Source organism: Mycobacterium seoulense (genome assembly GCF_010731595.1).
Classification (GTDB): Bacteria; Actinomycetota; Actinomycetes; order Mycobacteriales; family Mycobacteriaceae; genus Mycobacterium; species Mycobacterium seoulense.
The window spans coordinates 1,749,900-1,765,674 of sequence record NZ_AP022582.1 but is presented as its reverse complement, the minus strand read 5'-3'; the positions used below and the strand labels follow the sequence as shown (position 1 = coordinate 1,765,674).

Sequence of the window (15,775 nt, the reverse complement as noted above, 5' to 3'; positions counted from 1 at the left end):
GCCGAATCACTGCGCCGGCAGCGTCGAGTTTGCAGGGATGCGCGGGATCTCGGAAGCGGGTAGCGGGGGGCAGAAGAAGTTCCCCTGCACGGCGTCGCAGCCATATTCCTTGAGTCGCTTGGCCGTCGCATAGTCTTCGACGCCTTCGGCAACGCTGGTGATGCCGAACCCGGATGCCAGCTCGATCACCGACCGCGCGATGGTAGCGGCGCGCTCGTCGTGCAGGATCGGGGCGACGAATTCCCGGCCGAGTTTGACCTCGTCGGCCGGCAGCTCGCGCAGATAAGTCAAAGTGGCATAGCCGCTGCCGAAGTCGTCGATCGCGACCCGGATGCCGTTCTCGCGAAGACGATTCAGCACTGTGCGTGCCTTCGCCAGGTCGGCCACCACCAAATCCTCGGTGATCTCGATCGTGAGGGAAGTGGGAGACATTGCGTAGGTGTTGAGCACAAACATGATTCGGTCGGGCAGCGCATCCTTATCGAGGGACGGCGCCCCCAAATTGATCGCGACGGGGATAGCGGCGTTTGCCGCCTGCCACGCGGCCGCGTCGGCGACGGCCTGCCACAGCACCAGCTCGGTGAGCGCATCCATCAGCCCGTGTTCTCGGACCAGGGGTAGAAACTGATCGGGCCCCAGGACGCCAAATCGCGGGTGCTGCCATCGAACCAGCGCCTCGACTCCGGTCACGTTTCCGGTCCACATGCCGAATTTCGGCTGATAAAGCAGGGTCAGCGAGCCGTTCTCGATGGTGCGTCGCAGTTCGCCGAGCAGTTGCAACCGGGCCATGGCAACGTCATGCGCCGCTGCCTGGCCAAGCTGGGCGTCCATCTCGGGTGTGAACACCCGCACGTTGGTCGAGCTGGCTGGCCGGGCCCAGGAGCGTGCCGCGTCAGCCCGTCTGAGGAGATCGCCCGGCGCCGGGACGGTGACGAGTTCTGATCCCGCAGAGGCCACCCCGATGCTCAGACGTACGTCCAGGCTGTGATCTTCGATGTCGACGGGCTCCTCGAACGATCGGGCCAGCCCGTTGGCAACCTCCACGGCAACGTCGGGGCGGTCTTCGACCAGGATGGCGAATTCGTCCCCGCTCATTCGCGCAACGGTGTGGCTGTCGTTGACGTTGGCCTGGATCCGCTCGCCGACACCGCGCAAAAGTTGGTCACCCACGTCATATCCGAGCGTGTCGTTCACCAACCTGAAATCGTCGACGCCTACCGTGAGCACGCTGACCGGCACGCTGTGCTGAACGTGTAAGCGCAGCGCATGCGCCAGGCGCTCATCGAAGAGTCGCTGATTAGCCAACCCGGTTAGCGGGTCCCGCAGGGCGGCATCAGACACCGCGACAAGCAGACGTCGCTTGTGGTCTAACAGCAGGACGTGGCGGATCAGGGTGGTGAGGAATAGCACCACGCAAACCAGGAAGATAAACCCCTCGCCGCGGTACATCGGCCAAAAGTGCACGGCGCCAACGATGATGGCCAGAAGTACCGGCAGGTACGGCAGCCACACTGACGCCCGCGACGAGGGCCGAGAAAATCCAAGGTCAACTTCCGGTGTTGGCCGAGAACTGATTCCGGACAGTGCGAAGAAATACATTCCGCCGACCCAGCCGAGCACGACGAGGTCGTTGGGCACCTGGGCGGCGTAATCCCTGTAGACGTGGACTATCCCGGTCGCTGCGATCACTCCCCAGCCCAGCGTCATCAGCGTTGGTGAGAGTTTGCGGTCCGCCTCCGCCTTTTTCACGATGATGAAGCTCATGGCGACCAATCCCACGTACACGCCCGCGGCGGTGGCCAGCAAGATCCGTGGAACGCTGAGCGTCTGTGAGGGGTACGCCGTGCGACCCAGCGGCAGAAGGACGATGACGACCATCAGCGAGGCCGTGATCAGGATGCCGTCGAGCAGGAGCCCGATTCCGAATCGGGAATCGTCCCGACTGGGAATGGCAAGCGCGGCGACCAACGCGCCCAGCGGCAGTATCAGGTAGCCGATGTTGGCCGCGGACAGATCCGCGGCCGGGAGAACGCCACCCACGGCGACGTACCACCAAACCGCTTCGCCGGCCGTCCAACCGACCAGAGCGATTGACATCACGGTCCACGCAAACCGTTGGCGGCCCCGAGACCGGTAGGCGGCAGTGAGCGAACATGTCGTCGCGAATATGCCCCCGATGACCGTCCCCGCCGAGGCGATCACCGCGCGACGCGAGGCATCGCTGGCGCCGAACAACATCGCGGCGAACACGAGGAGGCCGATGGTTGCCAACACGACCACCACTGGTCGGCTTCGTGTCACTGACAACGTTCCCTCGATTGGTTGGGTGGCGTTGCAAGCAGGATATGGCTATGCCCACATCCCAAGAGCAGTTCTGCTCATTGCTGGCGTGTTTCCCCGGTCAAGGCGTGCTGGACGGGGGCCGCCCTCCCCGGCTCTGCCTGCTCTTTCGATCTTCCCGGCGCGCCGTCATGTGCACAGGGACGGGGCGTCGCACACGTTGCCCGGGCAATAGACCGAGTGCGCGGCGTCGACCATGGTCCCGACGTCTAACAGGGTGACGCCCCTCGCATTCAAGTGGGCGTGGACGTCGTCGGCGATCTGTTGCGGCGTCCAACCCCAAGTGAGGTCGTAGCAGATGAGGTGGGCCTCCCCGATGAGTGCCTCTTCCGTCTGGGGTGGCCAGGAGAGGCCGACGGCGCGCAGTTGCGCAAGGTAGGCCTCATCTTGGGGGGTGGTCGCGCTCGCAACGGCAGCGCCGCCGACCAGGGCGGCGCCAGCCGCTAGGGGGACGGTGACTTTGGCCAGCCAGCGAAGTGAGGGCATTCGATTCGCTTCCTTTCTGCGCGGCCGCCGGTGGGCGCGGTCCGAAGCAGCAACGAATACGAAGAATAACCAAAGCTTGGAAAGGTGGCTCGCTGAAATTTAGCCAGTCGCCGCAGTGCACAAGCGTGCGCCTCTATCTCTATGGCGCGATGAGGCAACAATGCGGGCGTGGACGTCAAAACCCGTCCGCATTGGCTGTCGGGACAAACTCGGACCCGCAACGGTCAGCGCTCACTGATCAGCGAGCCGCGCAGGCAGCGATGAGTGACACGTCTGAGCGAATGTCAACCCCAATACCCTTACGCGCGAGACGGTTATCGCGCGATGAGGTGGCGCAGCACTCTTTACCGGCCTGGGCTTGGCGGCGTTAACCGGCTAAAGAAGATATTCGTTCACTTGACGTCGGGGCGGGGCCACCAATAACAGACTCAGTGACCGGCTGTAGCGTGACGGCCGTGAAGTCCTCCCTGGTGTATTCCTCCGTCGCGGCCTGTGTCGCGGCAACCGTCCTGGCGATTGCTGCGTCGGGCCACGCAACGGCGGCCGGCTCCTGCCCAACCGCGCCACCACAAGGCGGTGGAACGCCGGAGTGGACCCTGACCGGGGCCACCGGCAGCGTCGCGGTCACCGGATCCACGGATACGACAGCGCCGCGCATCGACGTGACGGCACCGTTCAGCGTGACCCAGACCCAGGTGCATACGCTGCACGCCGGAGACGGACCGGTGGTCCCCGGCACGGCGACGGTTTCCGTCTGCTACATGGGCGTCAACGGACGTGACGGGTCCGTGTTCGACAGCAGCTACCAGCGGGGCGCCCCGGTCGACTTCCCGCTCAACGGTGTTGTGCCGGGCTTCCAGAAGGCGATCGCGGGACAAAAGGTCGGGTCCACCGTCGCCGTCGCGATGACCTCGGCGGATGGCTACCCCAACGGTCAGCCCAGCGCTGGAATACGGCCGGGCGATTCGCTCGTTTTCGCGATCAAGATCCTGAGCGCCTCGGGCTAGCTCGGCGTCCCAAATCCCCTGCCGCTCAACTGCTCAGCGGTGCGAACATGAGCGCGGGATCGATGCCGAGTTGCTGAGCGACGTGGGTGGTGTCCCAATACTCGCGCCAGTAAGTGATCGCGCCGTCGCGAACTCCGAAGAACGCCGTGACGTAGAACGTGACGGTGACACCGTTCATGGCGTTGACGTCGACGCGTTCGACGACGACTGTGTCACCGTCGGACACGATCGTCCGGATCTCACTCCCCTCGACCATCCCCGTCGAGAGCGTGTTGTGCTTCTCGAGTTCCGCGCGCGCGGCGTCGCGTCCCCGGACCACGGGTGACAGGGGCACGTGGAGCTGCCAGACAAAGTCATCGGCCATGAGCGCGGTCATCGCGTCGGTGTCCATGCTTTCGCCGTAAGCGGCGTGTATAAAATCGACCACGATCTTCTCGTTGTCGTTCTTGGCCGCAACACTTTTCGCCATCATATTTTCCTTTAGGTGTCCGTCCGTTGTTCGCTGAACTGTAGATGGCAGCAGTCGCTTGCGTTGGGCTTCGCGCGACTTCCGCGCCGTCATCTGATGCGTAGTCATCGCCGAGGCAATCTGAACTGGCCCACTCGACGAGCTCGCCGACCACATCCCCGGGCGCCGGCGTTGACGCTCGCCTACCGCGCGCCGCGTCGAGGCAAATCGACCTACATGGGTCCGGGAACTTCACCGAGGTCGGAGAGTTCGGCGTGGACCGAGCTGATAGCCGCACGGTATTGGTCATCGGTCAGCGTTTTGTTGTAGTAGCGATTCATGCGCAGCCGGTATTGCAGATCGCGCAACTGCCGGATGCGGTTCAGCCTGGCCGTGTCGCCGGCCGACAATTTCAATTGCTCAACCGCGAGGTGGCCTGTCATGACTTGTTCGATCGGTGAGAGCCCGTAGCCGCAGCCTGCGAGGTATTCGAAGTACGGCTTGAGATATCGGCGGCCTTCGGCTTGCCAGCTGCCGCGTGCGGTATTCCATTCAAACGCCGCAAGCACCATCGCCAAGGTAACCATCGCCGGGCGGGTATCAAAATCGTTCGTCGCCTCGAGACTTTCGTATACCGCTTCATCGGTTCCCAACAATTGCGCGGCGACCTCCATGCTGGCCGGGCAGTGCAGGTCGGCCAAGTAGTGGAAATTACGGGCAATGAAGACATCGGTCCCGGGCGGCGGCGTAGCTCCTGAGACGACGTTGGTGCGAATCCAATCGCGTCGCGCTGCAGCGACCGCGGCGGCGCGACGATCCAACTCGCGCACCAAGACCCAATCCGTTTCGGCCTCTGCCTCGGCTTCGGATTGCAGCTTGGTCGGCTGCACGCCGGTGTAGGTGGGGCCCGCCGTCACCTCGCTCAAGGTCAGGGGGCGTCCCATATCCCAGGTCAGGTACCGGACGTACACGTCAAGGTCCGGGATCTTCGCCCAGCGGACCAGATCGCCCAGTGTGGTCCGACCAGGCACCAATCTGCACACCAGATCTTCTTGTCTGAGGTCGTCGCGCGTGTAGATGAGGCCGAGGTCGCGTCGCCGCATCTGGTCATCGGTGTTGACGTCGGCGATCCAGCCGGCCGGCCCGGCGACTCCGGGCACATAGTGGGAGATCTCAACCAGCAGGTCGTCGACGGTGGCCGAAGCTGGGAAGACCCAGAAGACTCGATGGGACTCCACGTCGTCGCCCATCGCGACGCTGCTGCGGTTCAGCGTCACTTTTACCGCGTTCGTCATGCGTGGGATTATGGCCCGACGTCAGACGCGCACGCTATTCACTAGAAGTTGAGCCCCGAGAACATGATTCGGCCGGGATCGTACTTCTGCCGTACGGCAGTCAGCCGGGACTGGTTCGAGCTGAAATAACGCGAGGCCGGTTGGTTGGCCTCGATGTAGTTCACATATCCGCCGACCGAATACGGTTGCACGGCTTGGTGCGCGGTGTTGAGCCAATTGGTCGCCGCCGCCGCGTCGCCGGTTTCGACGTACCACTGCACCAGCGCATACTGGCGGCGCCACGGGAATGCGGTGGCGCCCGGCGCCACATCGGCGAGGGCACCGTCCAGGGCATGCATGATCGCCAACATGCGCCCGGCTCCGCGCGGGAACGCCTCGACCGCCTTGGCGATCCCCTGGGCGGTGGCCGCGTTGACGACGGGCAGCACGTCGGATCCGCCGACGTATCCGAGTGGCGACGGGTTGAGGTTCCCCACCGCCAGATACCGCACCAGGTCCAGATAGTTGAAGGTGTGGTTGTCGGTCCCCGTCGGTTGCACGCCAACGGCTTTGGTGATCGCGGCCGCCGCGCTGCCCCCCGATCCGACCGGGCAGGTCGCCAAGATGCGGCAATGCGTTCCCATGGAATCGACGGTGGCATCCGCGAGCGCCCAGCTGTTCCGGTCGGCGGTGCGTAGCCAGTTCTGCCAACCGGCCAGAACCTGCGCCAACGCCTCGGGCGGAAAGTTGAGGTTCACGACGTCGAGGTCGGTGGCGGGAAACGTGGCGAAGGTCAGCGAGGTGGTCACCCCGAAGTTGCCGCCCCCGCCACCGCGCAACGCCCAGAACAGGTCGGGGTTGCTGGAGTTGGACGCGGTCACCGCCTGGCCACCCGGCAATACCACCGACGCCGACACCAATTGGTCACACAGCAGACCGGCGTGGCGGGAATTGGCGCCCAGTCCCCCGCCCAAGGCGTGCCCGGACGCACCGACCGACGGGCAGGTACCCGTCGGGATGCCCCGCCCCGCGCCGGCCAATGTCTGGTGCATCGCATACAAGCTGGTTGCGGGAGCCACGGTGACGGTCCCGGAGGCGGCGTCGTAGTTGATTCCCCCGGGCAGCTGGCGCAGGTCGAGCACCATGACGCCGTTCGCCGTGGACGCGCCGATATAGGAATGCCCGCCGCTGCGTGGAGCCACTTTCAGGTTGTGGGCAGCGGCGAACGCCATGGCCTTCTGCACGTCCGCCGGCGACGCCGGAGCGACGATCGCGGCCGGCGTCAGGCCGTCGTAGTTGGTGTTGAAAACCTGCTTGGCCGAGCCGAAAGCACCGTTGTCCGGGAGCAGAACCTGCCCCCCGATGGCGGTGGACAGACCCTCCCAGCCGGTTGGATTGGGAGCGGCGGTGGCCCGGGCCGAACCGAAGACCGCACCGGCAGCGAATGCGCCGGCGGTGCCTCGCAGGAACGTCTGCCGTGAGAATTCACGCGCCACCGTCGGGCTCCCGCGTCTGCCTCATGCCCCGCATTGTCGAACGCGTGACGACCAAAGCCGCGGTGCCCCATGCCGTGTGACCGGATCGACACCGATGCGAGCCGCCCCGGTGATGTGCCCGCCGGCCGGCGCACGCAACCTCGGACAGACACGTCGCTCTCTGACTCGTATTGTCTGCAGCATGGTCGCCGCTTCGCTGTTTGTCCCGCTGGCTGAGCTCAGCCGTCTGCGGGCCCCCGGCGAGTTCGTACGGTAACGCGGGGTTCAGGCGGGTGGGACCTCTTGTGCTGGCGCTTGCGGGTCTGGCGCTTCTCGATTCGTTGAACGTCCTCAACCTGGGCGTGGTCTCCGCGGTTATTTTCGACAGCCGGCTGAGTCGCCGGTCACCGATTCCAGGCGCCCTGAGCTTCATCGTCGGCGTGTTCGCCGTGACGACCACGTTCGGGCTGTGCACGGTTCTGGGTCTCAGCTTCTTGACCCATGTCGTCGGCTTCCACGTGACACCGGCCATCCGTTTTCGTGGCGAGCTGGTGCTCGGTCTGGTGCTGACGGGGCTGGCCTACTTTCCGTTGACCGCCCAATCATCGGCTCCCGGCTGGGCATTGGCGGCCATGCGCCAGCGTCCCTGGCTGCTCGGGTTTCTCGGGTTGGCGGTCGGCAGTGGCCAAGCGCCGACCGCCATCCCCTATCTCACCGGGCTGGCCATGCTCGCCGCCCTGCACCCGAGGCCGGCACTGTGGCCGTTGGCCATCATCGCCTACTGGCTGATTGCGCTTTCCCCGCCGTTGCTGATCCTTGCCCTCTCGATGCGGAAAACGATGCGAGCCAAACGTATTCAGCGTCGGCTTGTGCGCGCCCTCACCCGCTACGGTCCGATATCGGTGCGGCTGCTGTTCCTGGTCTTCGGAATCGGGCTGGTGGCCGACGCGCTCGTCAACCACAGTGCGCTGTGGTGAAGCACAATTCTTTCTCATGTCTTGCCCAGCGAGCCGGATTACCTTGGCGGATATGACTGATCGCCTAGAACGCGCCACGTCCTTCGGCTCGATCGCCGAGGACTACGACGGCTTGCGTCCACAACCCCCGCGCCAAGCCGTGGACTGGTTGGTCCCGCCCCGCTGCGGGGTGGCCGTCGACCTGGGCGCGGGCACGGGACTATTCACCCGCGCGCTTGCGGGCAGGGCGGCCGAGGTGATCGCCGTCGAACCTGATGCCCGCATGCGGGCGGTACTAACCGAGCGGTCTCCCGACGTTCGAGCCGTCGAAGGAACGGGCGAGTCCATTCCACTGCCCGATGCGGCCGCCGACGCAGTCTTTGTCTCGTCGGCGTGGCACTGGATGGATCCCCAACGCGCCGTCCCGGAGATCGGTCGGGTACTGCGCGATGGCGGCCGATTCGGCCTCATCTGGACCAGTCGGGATCGTGACGTGGATTGGGTCCGCGACCTCGACCTGCTGCCCGGCGAAGACACCCCCGAAGCGGAGTCACCCGATCGCTTTCGTCGGCGTCACGAGAACGTCGCGCTTCCCGACCCGCAGATCTTCCACAACGTTGCCCGCGCGACCTTCACATTCACCAGGACCATGAAACTCGACGATGTCGTGGCAATGGTGGGCACTTACAGCCGGCTGATCATGGCGTCTCCGGACGAGCGCGCAGAGCGACTTGCCAATGCGCGCACCGCCTTGCACCGGCGCTTCGCTGATGCCGAAGCGATCGACATCCCCATGCAATCCCGGTGCTGGCGGGCCGACCGGATCCCCCGCGGCGGCGACCACTAGGCGTCGACGCCTCAGGCCTGGGGCCCCTCCGACGGCGGCCAGACCGATCCCGGCGACGCCTCGCCGGGTGAATCGAGTTCACCTCGGGCCAGCGGCACCCACCGCTCGCTCGGGGCGGGTTGCTCGGACGACGGGAAGTCCCGCAGCTGGCCCGACGGCTTGGCGTCCCATTTGGCGAAGGTCAGCGGCGTCTGCAGCCAGGTGTGCAGCAGGCAGTACACCGCCTGCAGCGAATCCAGATGGGTGCGCTCCCACCCGTGGCTGCCGTCGAGCCCGAAGCCGACGAGCGCTGCGCGGGTGCCCGCGCCCGCCTCGATCGCAGCGGCGGCATCGGAGCGGTAATAGCGGAACACATCCCGCGCGCAGGGGATACCCTGCTCCGCGGCGAGCCGGCACAGCTTCCGGGTCAGGTGGTAGTCGAACGGACCGTGCAGATCGGCCATCGGGATCGTCACGCCATCTTCGATGGAGTGCTGGCCGGGTGCGCACACCGCGTTGTCCACCGAAACCAATTCGGCGACGTCGGCGGGCAAGCCATGGCTCGCCCCGTGGCCGACCTCCTCGGTGATGGTGATCATGAGCATGGTGCGGTGCGGCAGCACCACCTTGTTCTCGGCGAAATTCTTGGCCAGCGCGAGCGCGACCGCGACGCCCGCCTTGCCGTCGAGGTGACGGGAAACGATGTAGCCGTCGGCGGTCAGTTCGGGGCTGGCGATAAAGGCGACGAAGTCGCCGATCTGCAGGCCGAGACGGACGAGGTCCTCGCGCGAGGAGACCTTGCGGTCGACGCGGACCTCGACGTGTTCCCAGTCGGTGGGCTGCAGGTCGATCTCGTCACCGAATGCGTGGCCGCTGGCCTTGAGTGGCATCACGGTGCCGGTGATGAACTCGTCGGGGTCGTCGGAGAAGATCCGGACCCGGGCGCCCGCGGCGAACCGGGCCGAGAACGTGCCGACCGGAATCACCTCGAGGCGGCCGTTGTCCTTGAGCCTGCGAACCATACAGCCGATGGTGTCGGCATGGACGACGAGCGCGCGGTCGGTCGTCGCCGACGCCCCAGGGAGTTCGGCGGTCAGCGCACCGCGCCGCGTCAAGGAGAAGGGCACGCCGAAGCCGTCGAAGATGTCGCCGATGTGCTGCATCACCGCGTCCGTTCGCCCCGCCGGACTTGGCGTCTGCAGTAGCGCTAGCAGCGTGTCGACCATCCACGTGCGGTCGGCCTCGGCCATGGCCGCCGTTTGGCGCACGGTATCTCCTCTCGAATCACCCGGGACCGGGACTAACCTACCGCGTGGCCACCGTTGATCCACCGGCCCGGGCCGCGAGACCCAGCGCCGCAAGAGGGGCGCCGTGTCCCCCGCTGCCCTCACGGTAGAGCACTGCGGATCCGGTCGCCCTGCGGCGCAATCCGATTGGTTCGCGTGAAGGTGTCAGGCCTGGCGGATCAAGGGTTCACGTTGGGGCATATCTGCTTGATCCAACTGGTAAGTGCGTCCCTGTTGGCGTTGAGGTCTGGATCGTTGGGCTGCGCTCCGACGGTGGTGACGAAGTGCTCGATCGCCGCCTTCACGCTGTCGGGCGGGCCGTACTTCTCCAGTGTGTCGGCATATTTGCGGGCATTTTCGGGGTTGTTGGCCACCATCAGATTGTCTTTGGCGAAGGAGACGTCCAGGCAGGTGGATTGGTCCAAAGGGCCGCCCGGTGCGGCCGACGAGGGTGGCGTCGTCGACGGTGACGAACTGCCGGCCGCAACCGAACTCGACGGCGTCGTTGAGCTGGACGACGAGGCTGACGACGATGAGCCGTTCGAGCACCCCGCCGTGACGATCGCAACGGCGAGCACTCCTGCCAAAGTTCGGTCTCGCCGCATCGGAGCTCCCTTATTCTGAGAATGTGTTTGCTGTAGGCACGTTACCGGCAGTTGGTATCCGGGCGGACCTGTTTCAGCCGGCGTTTAACGGAGACATTTTCCAGAACAGGAGCCGGCGGGATCCGTACCATCCGCTTCTGTTGCCCTAGGAAACCCTTGAACTGCGACGCATTCTCTGGCTTCTGACGCGCGTCTCCCCCTCGCCTTCCGGTTGCACTCTGCGCGCGCGACGACATGCCGGCGGGAACCACGAGCGCTCGAACAATGGCCCGATGAACAATTTGCGTTGATTCACGCAATTTGCTGTCCCAACGGATATGCTGCGTCCACCTCCCAGCATTAGATAGCGGATGCGCCTGGCCGCACTGAAGCTCGAGGGCTGAACGCGACCACAGAGGGTGAGCCACGCATGCGCCAACTATCAGCCGCAGTGTCCGCGGCCGCCATCGGGATTCTGGTTGCCGCATGCGGCGGCAGCCACGATGGCTCCGCCGGCTCTTCGACCACGACCTCGACCCGTCCCCCGGTCGCGCAGCCCGCGCTGGCGGGCTTGTTGCTCACCTCGGCGGAGATGGACAGCGCGCTGGGCGTCACCGGGTCGAAGAGCAAGGAGAAGAACGACAAGCTGCAAGACGACAATGCGAAGCAGCCATGGCCCGCGGGCTGGAAATTCCCTGATGACTGCCTCTACGCCATGGGCCCCGGGGAGGCTCCCGTTTATGCCGGCAGCGGTTACACCGCTGCCAGCGGCGACGAAGAGGTTGCGTCCCTTCCCCCGAATTCGAACGAACCGGACCCCCAGGTGGACCAGGTGCTGGTGCTGTTCCCGTCCGCCAAAGAGGCGAACGCCTTCTTCACCACCTCGGCACAGCGCTGGCCGGCGTGCGCCAACCGCCAGTTCACCACACCGGCGGGAACGGACACCCCCGAGACGGCGTGGCAGGTGGGACCGGTCTCCAACGCCAACGGAGTGTTGAGCACGACCCTGACCATGACACTGCGCGACAACGGCAGCGTCCTGCTGAGCATGACCTGCCAGCGCGCGCTGACGGTACGCAACAACGTTGCGATCGATGTCGGCGCGGTCCGCAAGGACCCGGCAGACCTGGCGGTCAAGCTCGCCGGCCAGATCGCCGCCAAGGTCGACAAGCAGTGAACCGCTTGCGCTGTCGGCCCGGCGCCTAGGATGCGGATGCCAGTTCCGCGATGAGGTCCGCAAGGGCGAGGATCCGCTCGGCGTTGCGGACGTGCAGGCTCTCGATCATGCGGCCGTCCACCGTGATGACACTGGTCCCCGCGGCCCGTGCCTCCTGGTAGGCCGCGACGACTTTGCGGGCGTCGGCGAGTTCTTGTTGCGAGGGGCCGAACAAGTCGTTGGCGGGGCCGATCTGCGACGGATGGATCAAAGTCTTGCCGTCGAAACCCATTTCGCGGCCTTGTCGAGCCTCGGCTCGAAAGCCGTCCTCGTCGGTGATGTCGTTGAACACGCCGTCGAGGATCACCTTCCCGGCTGCCCTGGCTCCCAGCACCGCCAACGACAGCGCGCCGACGACGGGCGCGCGCCCGGGCACGTGCACTGCGTGCAGATCGTTCACCAGGTCGTTGGTGCCGACCACCAGCGCGGCCAATCGATCGCTGGCCGAGGCGATCTCCTCGGCCCTCAGGAAGGAACGCGGCGTTTCGATCATCACCCACAGCTGCAACGACTCCGGTGCCCGCAGCCTGTCCAGCTTCTCGACCAGCGCTTGCACCTGCTCCCTCGACTCGACCTTCGGCACCAGCACCCCGTCGGCGGCCGAGCCCGCCACCGCCGCCAAGTCCGCGTCGTGCCATTCGGTGTCTAAACCGTTGATGCGCACCACGACCTCGCGGGGCCCGTAGCCGCCCGACGCGACCGCCTCGCACACCGTCGTCCGCGAATCGGCTTTGGCGTCGGGTCCGACGGCATCCTCGAGGTCAAACATCACCACGTCCGCGGGCAGCGATTTTCCCTTCTCCAATGCCCGGGGCTTGTTGCCGGGTAGGTACAAGGCCGAGCGGCGCGGGCGCAGGGTTGGTGCCATCAAGATTCGCTTCCTGTCGTCGGGCTCAGAGGGTGCGTGGGGGGTGCGACATAGCCAGAAAGTACCCTTCGATACGGGTGGTTGAGCCGCGCGGCCCATCCGCGGTGAACCTCCGAAACGCGAATTGGCCGCCGCGGCGGCTGTATCCCCGGAGGGAGTGGCCGGTGTCAGCACTTGGTTCTGCGCGCGCCGAGGGTGACAGCTGGGATTTGGCCTCCAGCGTCGGGGCGACCGCGACGATGGTTGCCGCGTCCCGAGCGCTGGCCTCCCGCGGCCCGGATGCGCTGCTCGATGACCGGTTCGCCGAACCGTTGGTGCGCGCGGTCGGACACCCGTTCTTCGTGCGCATGCTCGACGGCGAGATTCCGCTCGACAGCGACGACATGCCCTTGACCCTGCAGCAGCGCCGCGAGCAGATCACCGTGCGCACCAGGTTCTTCGACGATTTCCTCACATCCGCGACCAGCGCCGGCCTACGTCAGGCCGTCATCTTGGCCGCCGGACTCGACGCCCGTGCCTACCGGTTGTCCTGGCCGGCGGGCAGCGTGGTTTACGAAGTCGATCAGCCCCAAGTCATCGCGTTCAAGAGCGACACGCTGGCCCGGATCGGCGCCGAACCGACCGCCGAACGCCGGACGGTTGGCATCGATCTGCGCGATGATTGGCCGACAGCGTTGCGCGACAACGGCTTTGACGCGGCGGCGCCGACGGCCTGGATCGCTGAAGGGTTGCTCCCCTACCTGCCGCCGCAGGCACAGGATCGGCTGCTGGACAACATCACCGCGCTCAGCGCACCGGGCAGCCGGCTGGCCACCGAGAACATCACCGACATGGGCGTGTTCAGCGACGAACGCGCCCGGGCGATGCGCAGCACCTGGCGTAAGCACGGGCTGGACATCGACGTCGCCGACCTGGTGTGGCAGGGGGAACGCCAAGCCGCGGCAGAGCATTTGGCCGCCCACGGCTGGGCCGTCACCCCCTACCCCACCGAGCAGCTATACGCCGACTACGGATTCGTCGTTCCCGACACCGAGATCCTCCGGGTATTCCGGCACGCCGTCACCTACATCAGCGCCCAATTGGGCTGAAGGCGACGTCTTCGGTGGTGTTGGTCCTATTCGTCATATGCCCTGGGTTGGCCCGGACCGATCCGGCTAACCGGGGTGCAGTCAGCCCCTGACGTCACGCCACTCCCGCTCGAAGGGCAACCGCCAGGCATTGGGTGCGATCAGTTGATGAATGGCGTTGGGGCCCCAGGTGCCCGGCTGGTACATCTTCGCCGGAGGTGGGTCGTCGAGCAGCTCCTGCGAACGCTCCCACAATGATTCGATGCCCTCCGCAGTGGTGAACAGCGTGTGGTCACCCCGCATCGCGTCGAGAATGAGCCGTTCGTAGGCCTCCAGCACGTCCACGACGGTGCCGATCTCCTGGGAGGAGAACTGCATGGACAGCTTGTCCAGCTTCATGCCGGGGCCCGGTCGCTTGCCGTAGAAAGACAGCGACACCTTCGAGTTGTCGGCGAGGTCGAACGTGAGGTGATCGGGACCCTGAGTGCCGACCCCGGAGCCGGGGGGAAACATCGTCCGGGGCGCCTCACGGAACGCGATCGAGATGATGCGGATGCCCTCGGCCATCTTCTTGCCGGTACGGAGATAGATGGGCACGCCGGCCCAGCGCCAGTTGTCGATGCCGACCTTGAGGGCGATGAACGTCTCGGTATCGGAATCCTTCGCCACGCCTTTTTCGTCGCGGTATCCGTTGTACTGGCCGCGTACGACGTTGGAAGGCTTGACCGGCAGCATCGACCGGAACACCTTGTTCTTTTCTTCGCTGATGGCAAAGGGTTCGAGCGCCGTCGGCGGCTCCATGACCACGAACGCCATCACCTGGAAGAGGTGGGTCACGACCATGTCCTTGTAGGCGCCGGTCTCCTCATAGAAGTTTGCCCGCTGATCCAGGCCGAGTGCTTCGGGGATGTCGATCTGGATGTGGTCGATGAAGTTGCGGTTCCAGATCGGCTCGAACAGACCGTTGGCGAAGCGGAACGCCAAGATGTTCTGGGCGGCCTCCTTGCCCAGGAAGTGGTCGATACGGAAGATCTGGGATTCCTCGAACGTTTCGTGCACGAAGTCGTTGAGTGCCACCGCGCTCGCGAAGTCCGTCCCGAACGGCTTCTCCATCACCACCCTCGAACGCTCGACGAGCTTGGCGTCGCTCAGCATGGTGATGACCTCGCGTGCCGCCTTCGGCGGCACCGACAGGTAATGCAGACGCCTGACGTCGGGTCCCAGTTCGGCTTCGGCGTCGGCGACCGCCGCGGCCAGTGCTTCCGGCCCGGCGCCCTGCGGGACGTAGGTGAGGATCTTCGCGAAGTTGGACCACTGCTCGGGTGTGAGCTTGTGCGCGCCGAACGATTCGATCGCGTCTTTGGCGATCTCGCGGAATTCGTCGTCACTCATGTCTTCCAGCGACGTCGCGACGATATGGATGTCGGGTGCGAGCTCGGACTGATCCAGATAGGCCAGGCCCGGGATCAGCTTGCGTTTGGCCAGATCCCCCGTCGCGCCGAAGAGGACGATGACGTGGGGGTCGAGCCGTTCGGTCTCGTGGCGGCGCGGACGTCCATCGGCCGCCGGGTAAGAGATGGTCTGCGGTTTCTTGTCGGCCACACCTGCGATACTTCCACCGCCGCGCCGTTATGTCGCGTCCGTCACCCCTGGCAGCGACGAGCCCGGCTCATCACGTGGCGAACCCAGGATCACAATCCCCACCCGGTTACCACCCGGCCGACGGGGTACTGGATACCGACGGGGCGGAACCCGACCACAGCCGATGGAAAGCGATATGACCACACCCGACAAAGACTCGTTCGGTCAGGAGCTGGAGAACATCGTCGACCGGCTCGAAGAGAAAGTCGCCGACGACCGGGAGGCCGAGGGCGTTGACGGCAAGCCCAGCGACCGGGAAAGCGCCCCCACCCGCGGCGCGGACGACGAACCGCCGGATTAG

General features: G+C 65.5%; 16 protein-coding genes. 7 read left to right on the top strand and 9 right to left on the bottom strand.

What is annotated here, in order from left to right; all coding sequences use genetic code 11:
- Positions 1-6: 6 nt before the first annotated feature.
- Together G6N37_RS08095 and G6N37_RS08090 are read right to left on the bottom strand one after the other, a co-directional pair.
- On the bottom strand, positions 7-2,283 hold the full coding sequence (locus G6N37_RS08095; RefSeq protein ID WP_163678407.1) for a putative bifunctional diguanylate cyclase/phosphodiesterase: 2,277 nt from the start codon (positions 2,281-2,283) through the stop codon (positions 7-9).
- Between the two features lie 186 nt (positions 2,284-2,469).
- Complete coding sequence (locus G6N37_RS08090; RefSeq protein ID WP_163678404.1) at positions 2,470-2,826, bottom strand: DUF732 domain-containing protein; 357 nt, start codon at positions 2,824-2,826, stop codon at positions 2,470-2,472.
- A 446-nt stretch (positions 2,827-3,272) separates the two neighbouring features.
- Between G6N37_RS08090 and G6N37_RS08085 the strand changes: the two genes are divergently transcribed.
- Complete coding sequence (locus G6N37_RS08085; protein WP_163678402.1) at positions 3,273-3,833, top strand: FKBP-type peptidyl-prolyl cis-trans isomerase; 561 nt, start codon at positions 3,273-3,275, stop codon at positions 3,831-3,833.
- A 25-nt stretch (positions 3,834-3,858) separates the two neighbouring features.
- Here G6N37_RS08085 and G6N37_RS08080 read toward each other — a convergent pair whose 3' ends face one another.
- The 3 genes from G6N37_RS08080 to G6N37_RS08070 form a co-directional block, all read right to left on the bottom strand.
- Positions 3,859-4,302: a limonene-1,2-epoxide hydrolase family protein gene (locus tag G6N37_RS08080; protein ID WP_163678401.1), complete on the bottom strand. Its 444-nt coding sequence runs from the start codon at positions 4,300-4,302 to the stop codon at positions 3,859-3,861.
- A 212-nt stretch (positions 4,303-4,514) separates the two neighbouring features.
- Positions 4,515-5,576: a hypothetical protein gene (locus tag G6N37_RS08075; RefSeq protein WP_163678399.1), complete on the bottom strand. Its 1,062-nt coding sequence runs from the start codon at positions 5,574-5,576 to the stop codon at positions 4,515-4,517.
- Positions 5,577-5,617: 41 nt separating this feature from the next.
- Positions 5,618-7,051, bottom strand: a complete 1,434-nt coding sequence (locus G6N37_RS08070; protein ID WP_163678397.1) for an FAD-dependent oxidoreductase — start codon at positions 7,049-7,051, stop codon at positions 5,618-5,620.
- A gap of 272 nt (positions 7,052-7,323) precedes the next feature.
- On the opposite strand from G6N37_RS08070, the gene G6N37_RS08065 reads away from it, so the two are divergent.
- Both G6N37_RS08065 and G6N37_RS08060 read left to right on the top strand, forming a co-directional pair.
- A complete protein-coding gene (locus G6N37_RS08065; protein WP_163678395.1) occupies positions 7,324-8,007 on the top strand; it encodes a GAP family protein in 684 nt (227 codons plus the stop codon).
- Between the two features lie 52 nt (positions 8,008-8,059).
- Complete coding sequence (locus G6N37_RS08060; protein WP_163678393.1) at positions 8,060-8,833, top strand: class I SAM-dependent methyltransferase; 774 nt, start codon at positions 8,060-8,062, stop codon at positions 8,831-8,833.
- Positions 8,834-8,844: 11 nt separating this feature from the next.
- Here the strand turns inward: G6N37_RS08060 and G6N37_RS08055 are convergent, their stop codons facing one another.
- Positions 8,845-10,080 (bottom strand): osmoprotectant NAGGN system M42 family peptidase, encoded by a 1,236-nt coding sequence (locus G6N37_RS08055; RefSeq protein ID WP_163678390.1) that lies wholly within the window; start codon positions 10,078-10,080, stop codon positions 8,845-8,847.
- Between the two features lie 197 nt (positions 10,081-10,277).
- Positions 10,278-10,472 (bottom strand): hypothetical protein, encoded by a 195-nt coding sequence (locus G6N37_RS08050; RefSeq protein ID WP_163678387.1) that lies wholly within the window; start codon positions 10,470-10,472, stop codon positions 10,278-10,280.
- Between the two features lie 37 nt (positions 10,473-10,509).
- Here G6N37_RS08050 and G6N37_RS08045 point away from each other — a divergent pair, with 37 nt between their 5' ends.
- Both G6N37_RS08045 and G6N37_RS08040 read left to right on the top strand, forming a co-directional pair.
- The gene (locus tag G6N37_RS08045) at positions 10,510-10,722 is read left to right on the top strand and encodes a hypothetical protein (RefSeq protein WP_163678385.1); all 213 of its coding nucleotides are present in this window, start codon (positions 10,510-10,512) and stop codon (positions 10,720-10,722) included.
- A gap of 390 nt (positions 10,723-11,112) precedes the next feature.
- A complete protein-coding gene (locus G6N37_RS08040) occupies positions 11,113-11,859 on the top strand; it encodes a sensor domain-containing protein (protein ID WP_163678384.1) in 747 nt (248 codons plus the stop codon).
- 25 nt (positions 11,860-11,884) lie between these two features.
- Here G6N37_RS08040 and G6N37_RS08035 read toward each other — a convergent pair whose 3' ends face one another.
- A complete protein-coding gene (locus tag G6N37_RS08035; protein ID WP_163678381.1) occupies positions 11,885-12,766 on the bottom strand; it encodes an HpcH/HpaI aldolase/citrate lyase family protein in 882 nt (293 codons plus the stop codon).
- A gap of 164 nt (positions 12,767-12,930) precedes the next feature.
- Between G6N37_RS08035 and G6N37_RS08030 the strand changes: the two genes are divergently transcribed.
- Positions 12,931-13,854 (top strand): class I SAM-dependent methyltransferase, encoded by a 924-nt coding sequence (locus G6N37_RS08030; protein WP_163678376.1) that lies wholly within the window; start codon positions 12,931-12,933, stop codon positions 13,852-13,854.
- Between the two features lie 81 nt (positions 13,855-13,935).
- Here the strand turns inward: G6N37_RS08030 and zwf are convergent, their stop codons facing one another.
- Positions 13,936-15,435, bottom strand: a complete 1,500-nt coding sequence (gene zwf / locus G6N37_RS08025) for a glucose-6-phosphate dehydrogenase (RefSeq protein ID WP_163678373.1) — start codon at positions 15,433-15,435, stop codon at positions 13,936-13,938.
- A 175-nt stretch (positions 15,436-15,610) separates the two neighbouring features.
- On the opposite strand from zwf, the gene G6N37_RS08020 reads away from it, so the two are divergent.
- A complete protein-coding gene (locus G6N37_RS08020; RefSeq protein ID WP_163674180.1) occupies positions 15,611-15,775 on the top strand; it encodes a hypothetical protein in 165 nt (54 codons plus the stop codon).

Excerpts from the sequence above, each read along its gene's own strand:
- G6N37_RS08080 (WP_163678401.1), bottom strand. The coding sequence starts at position 4,302 with ATGGCGAAAAGTGTTGCGGCCAAGAACGACAACGAGAAGATCGTGGTC.
- G6N37_RS08040 (WP_163678384.1), top strand. The coding sequence starts at position 11,113 with ATGCGCCAACTATCAGCCGCAGTGTCCGCGGCCGCCATCGGGATTCTG.
- G6N37_RS08060 (WP_163678393.1), top strand. The coding sequence starts at position 8,060 with ATGACTGATCGCCTAGAACGCGCCACGTCCTTCGGCTCGATCGCCGAG.
- G6N37_RS08090 (WP_163678404.1), bottom strand. The coding sequence starts at position 2,826 with ATGCCCTCACTTCGCTGGCTGGCCAAAGTCACCGTCCCCCTAGCGGCT.
- G6N37_RS08075 (WP_163678399.1), bottom strand. The coding sequence starts at position 5,576 with ATGACGAACGCGGTAAAAGTGACGCTGAACCGCAGCAGCGTCGCGATG.
- G6N37_RS08035 (WP_163678381.1), bottom strand. The coding sequence starts at position 12,766 with ATGGCACCAACCCTGCGCCCGCGCCGCTCGGCCTTGTACCTACCCGGC.
- G6N37_RS08020 (WP_163674180.1), top strand. The coding sequence starts at position 15,611 with ATGACCACACCCGACAAAGACTCGTTCGGTCAGGAGCTGGAGAACATC.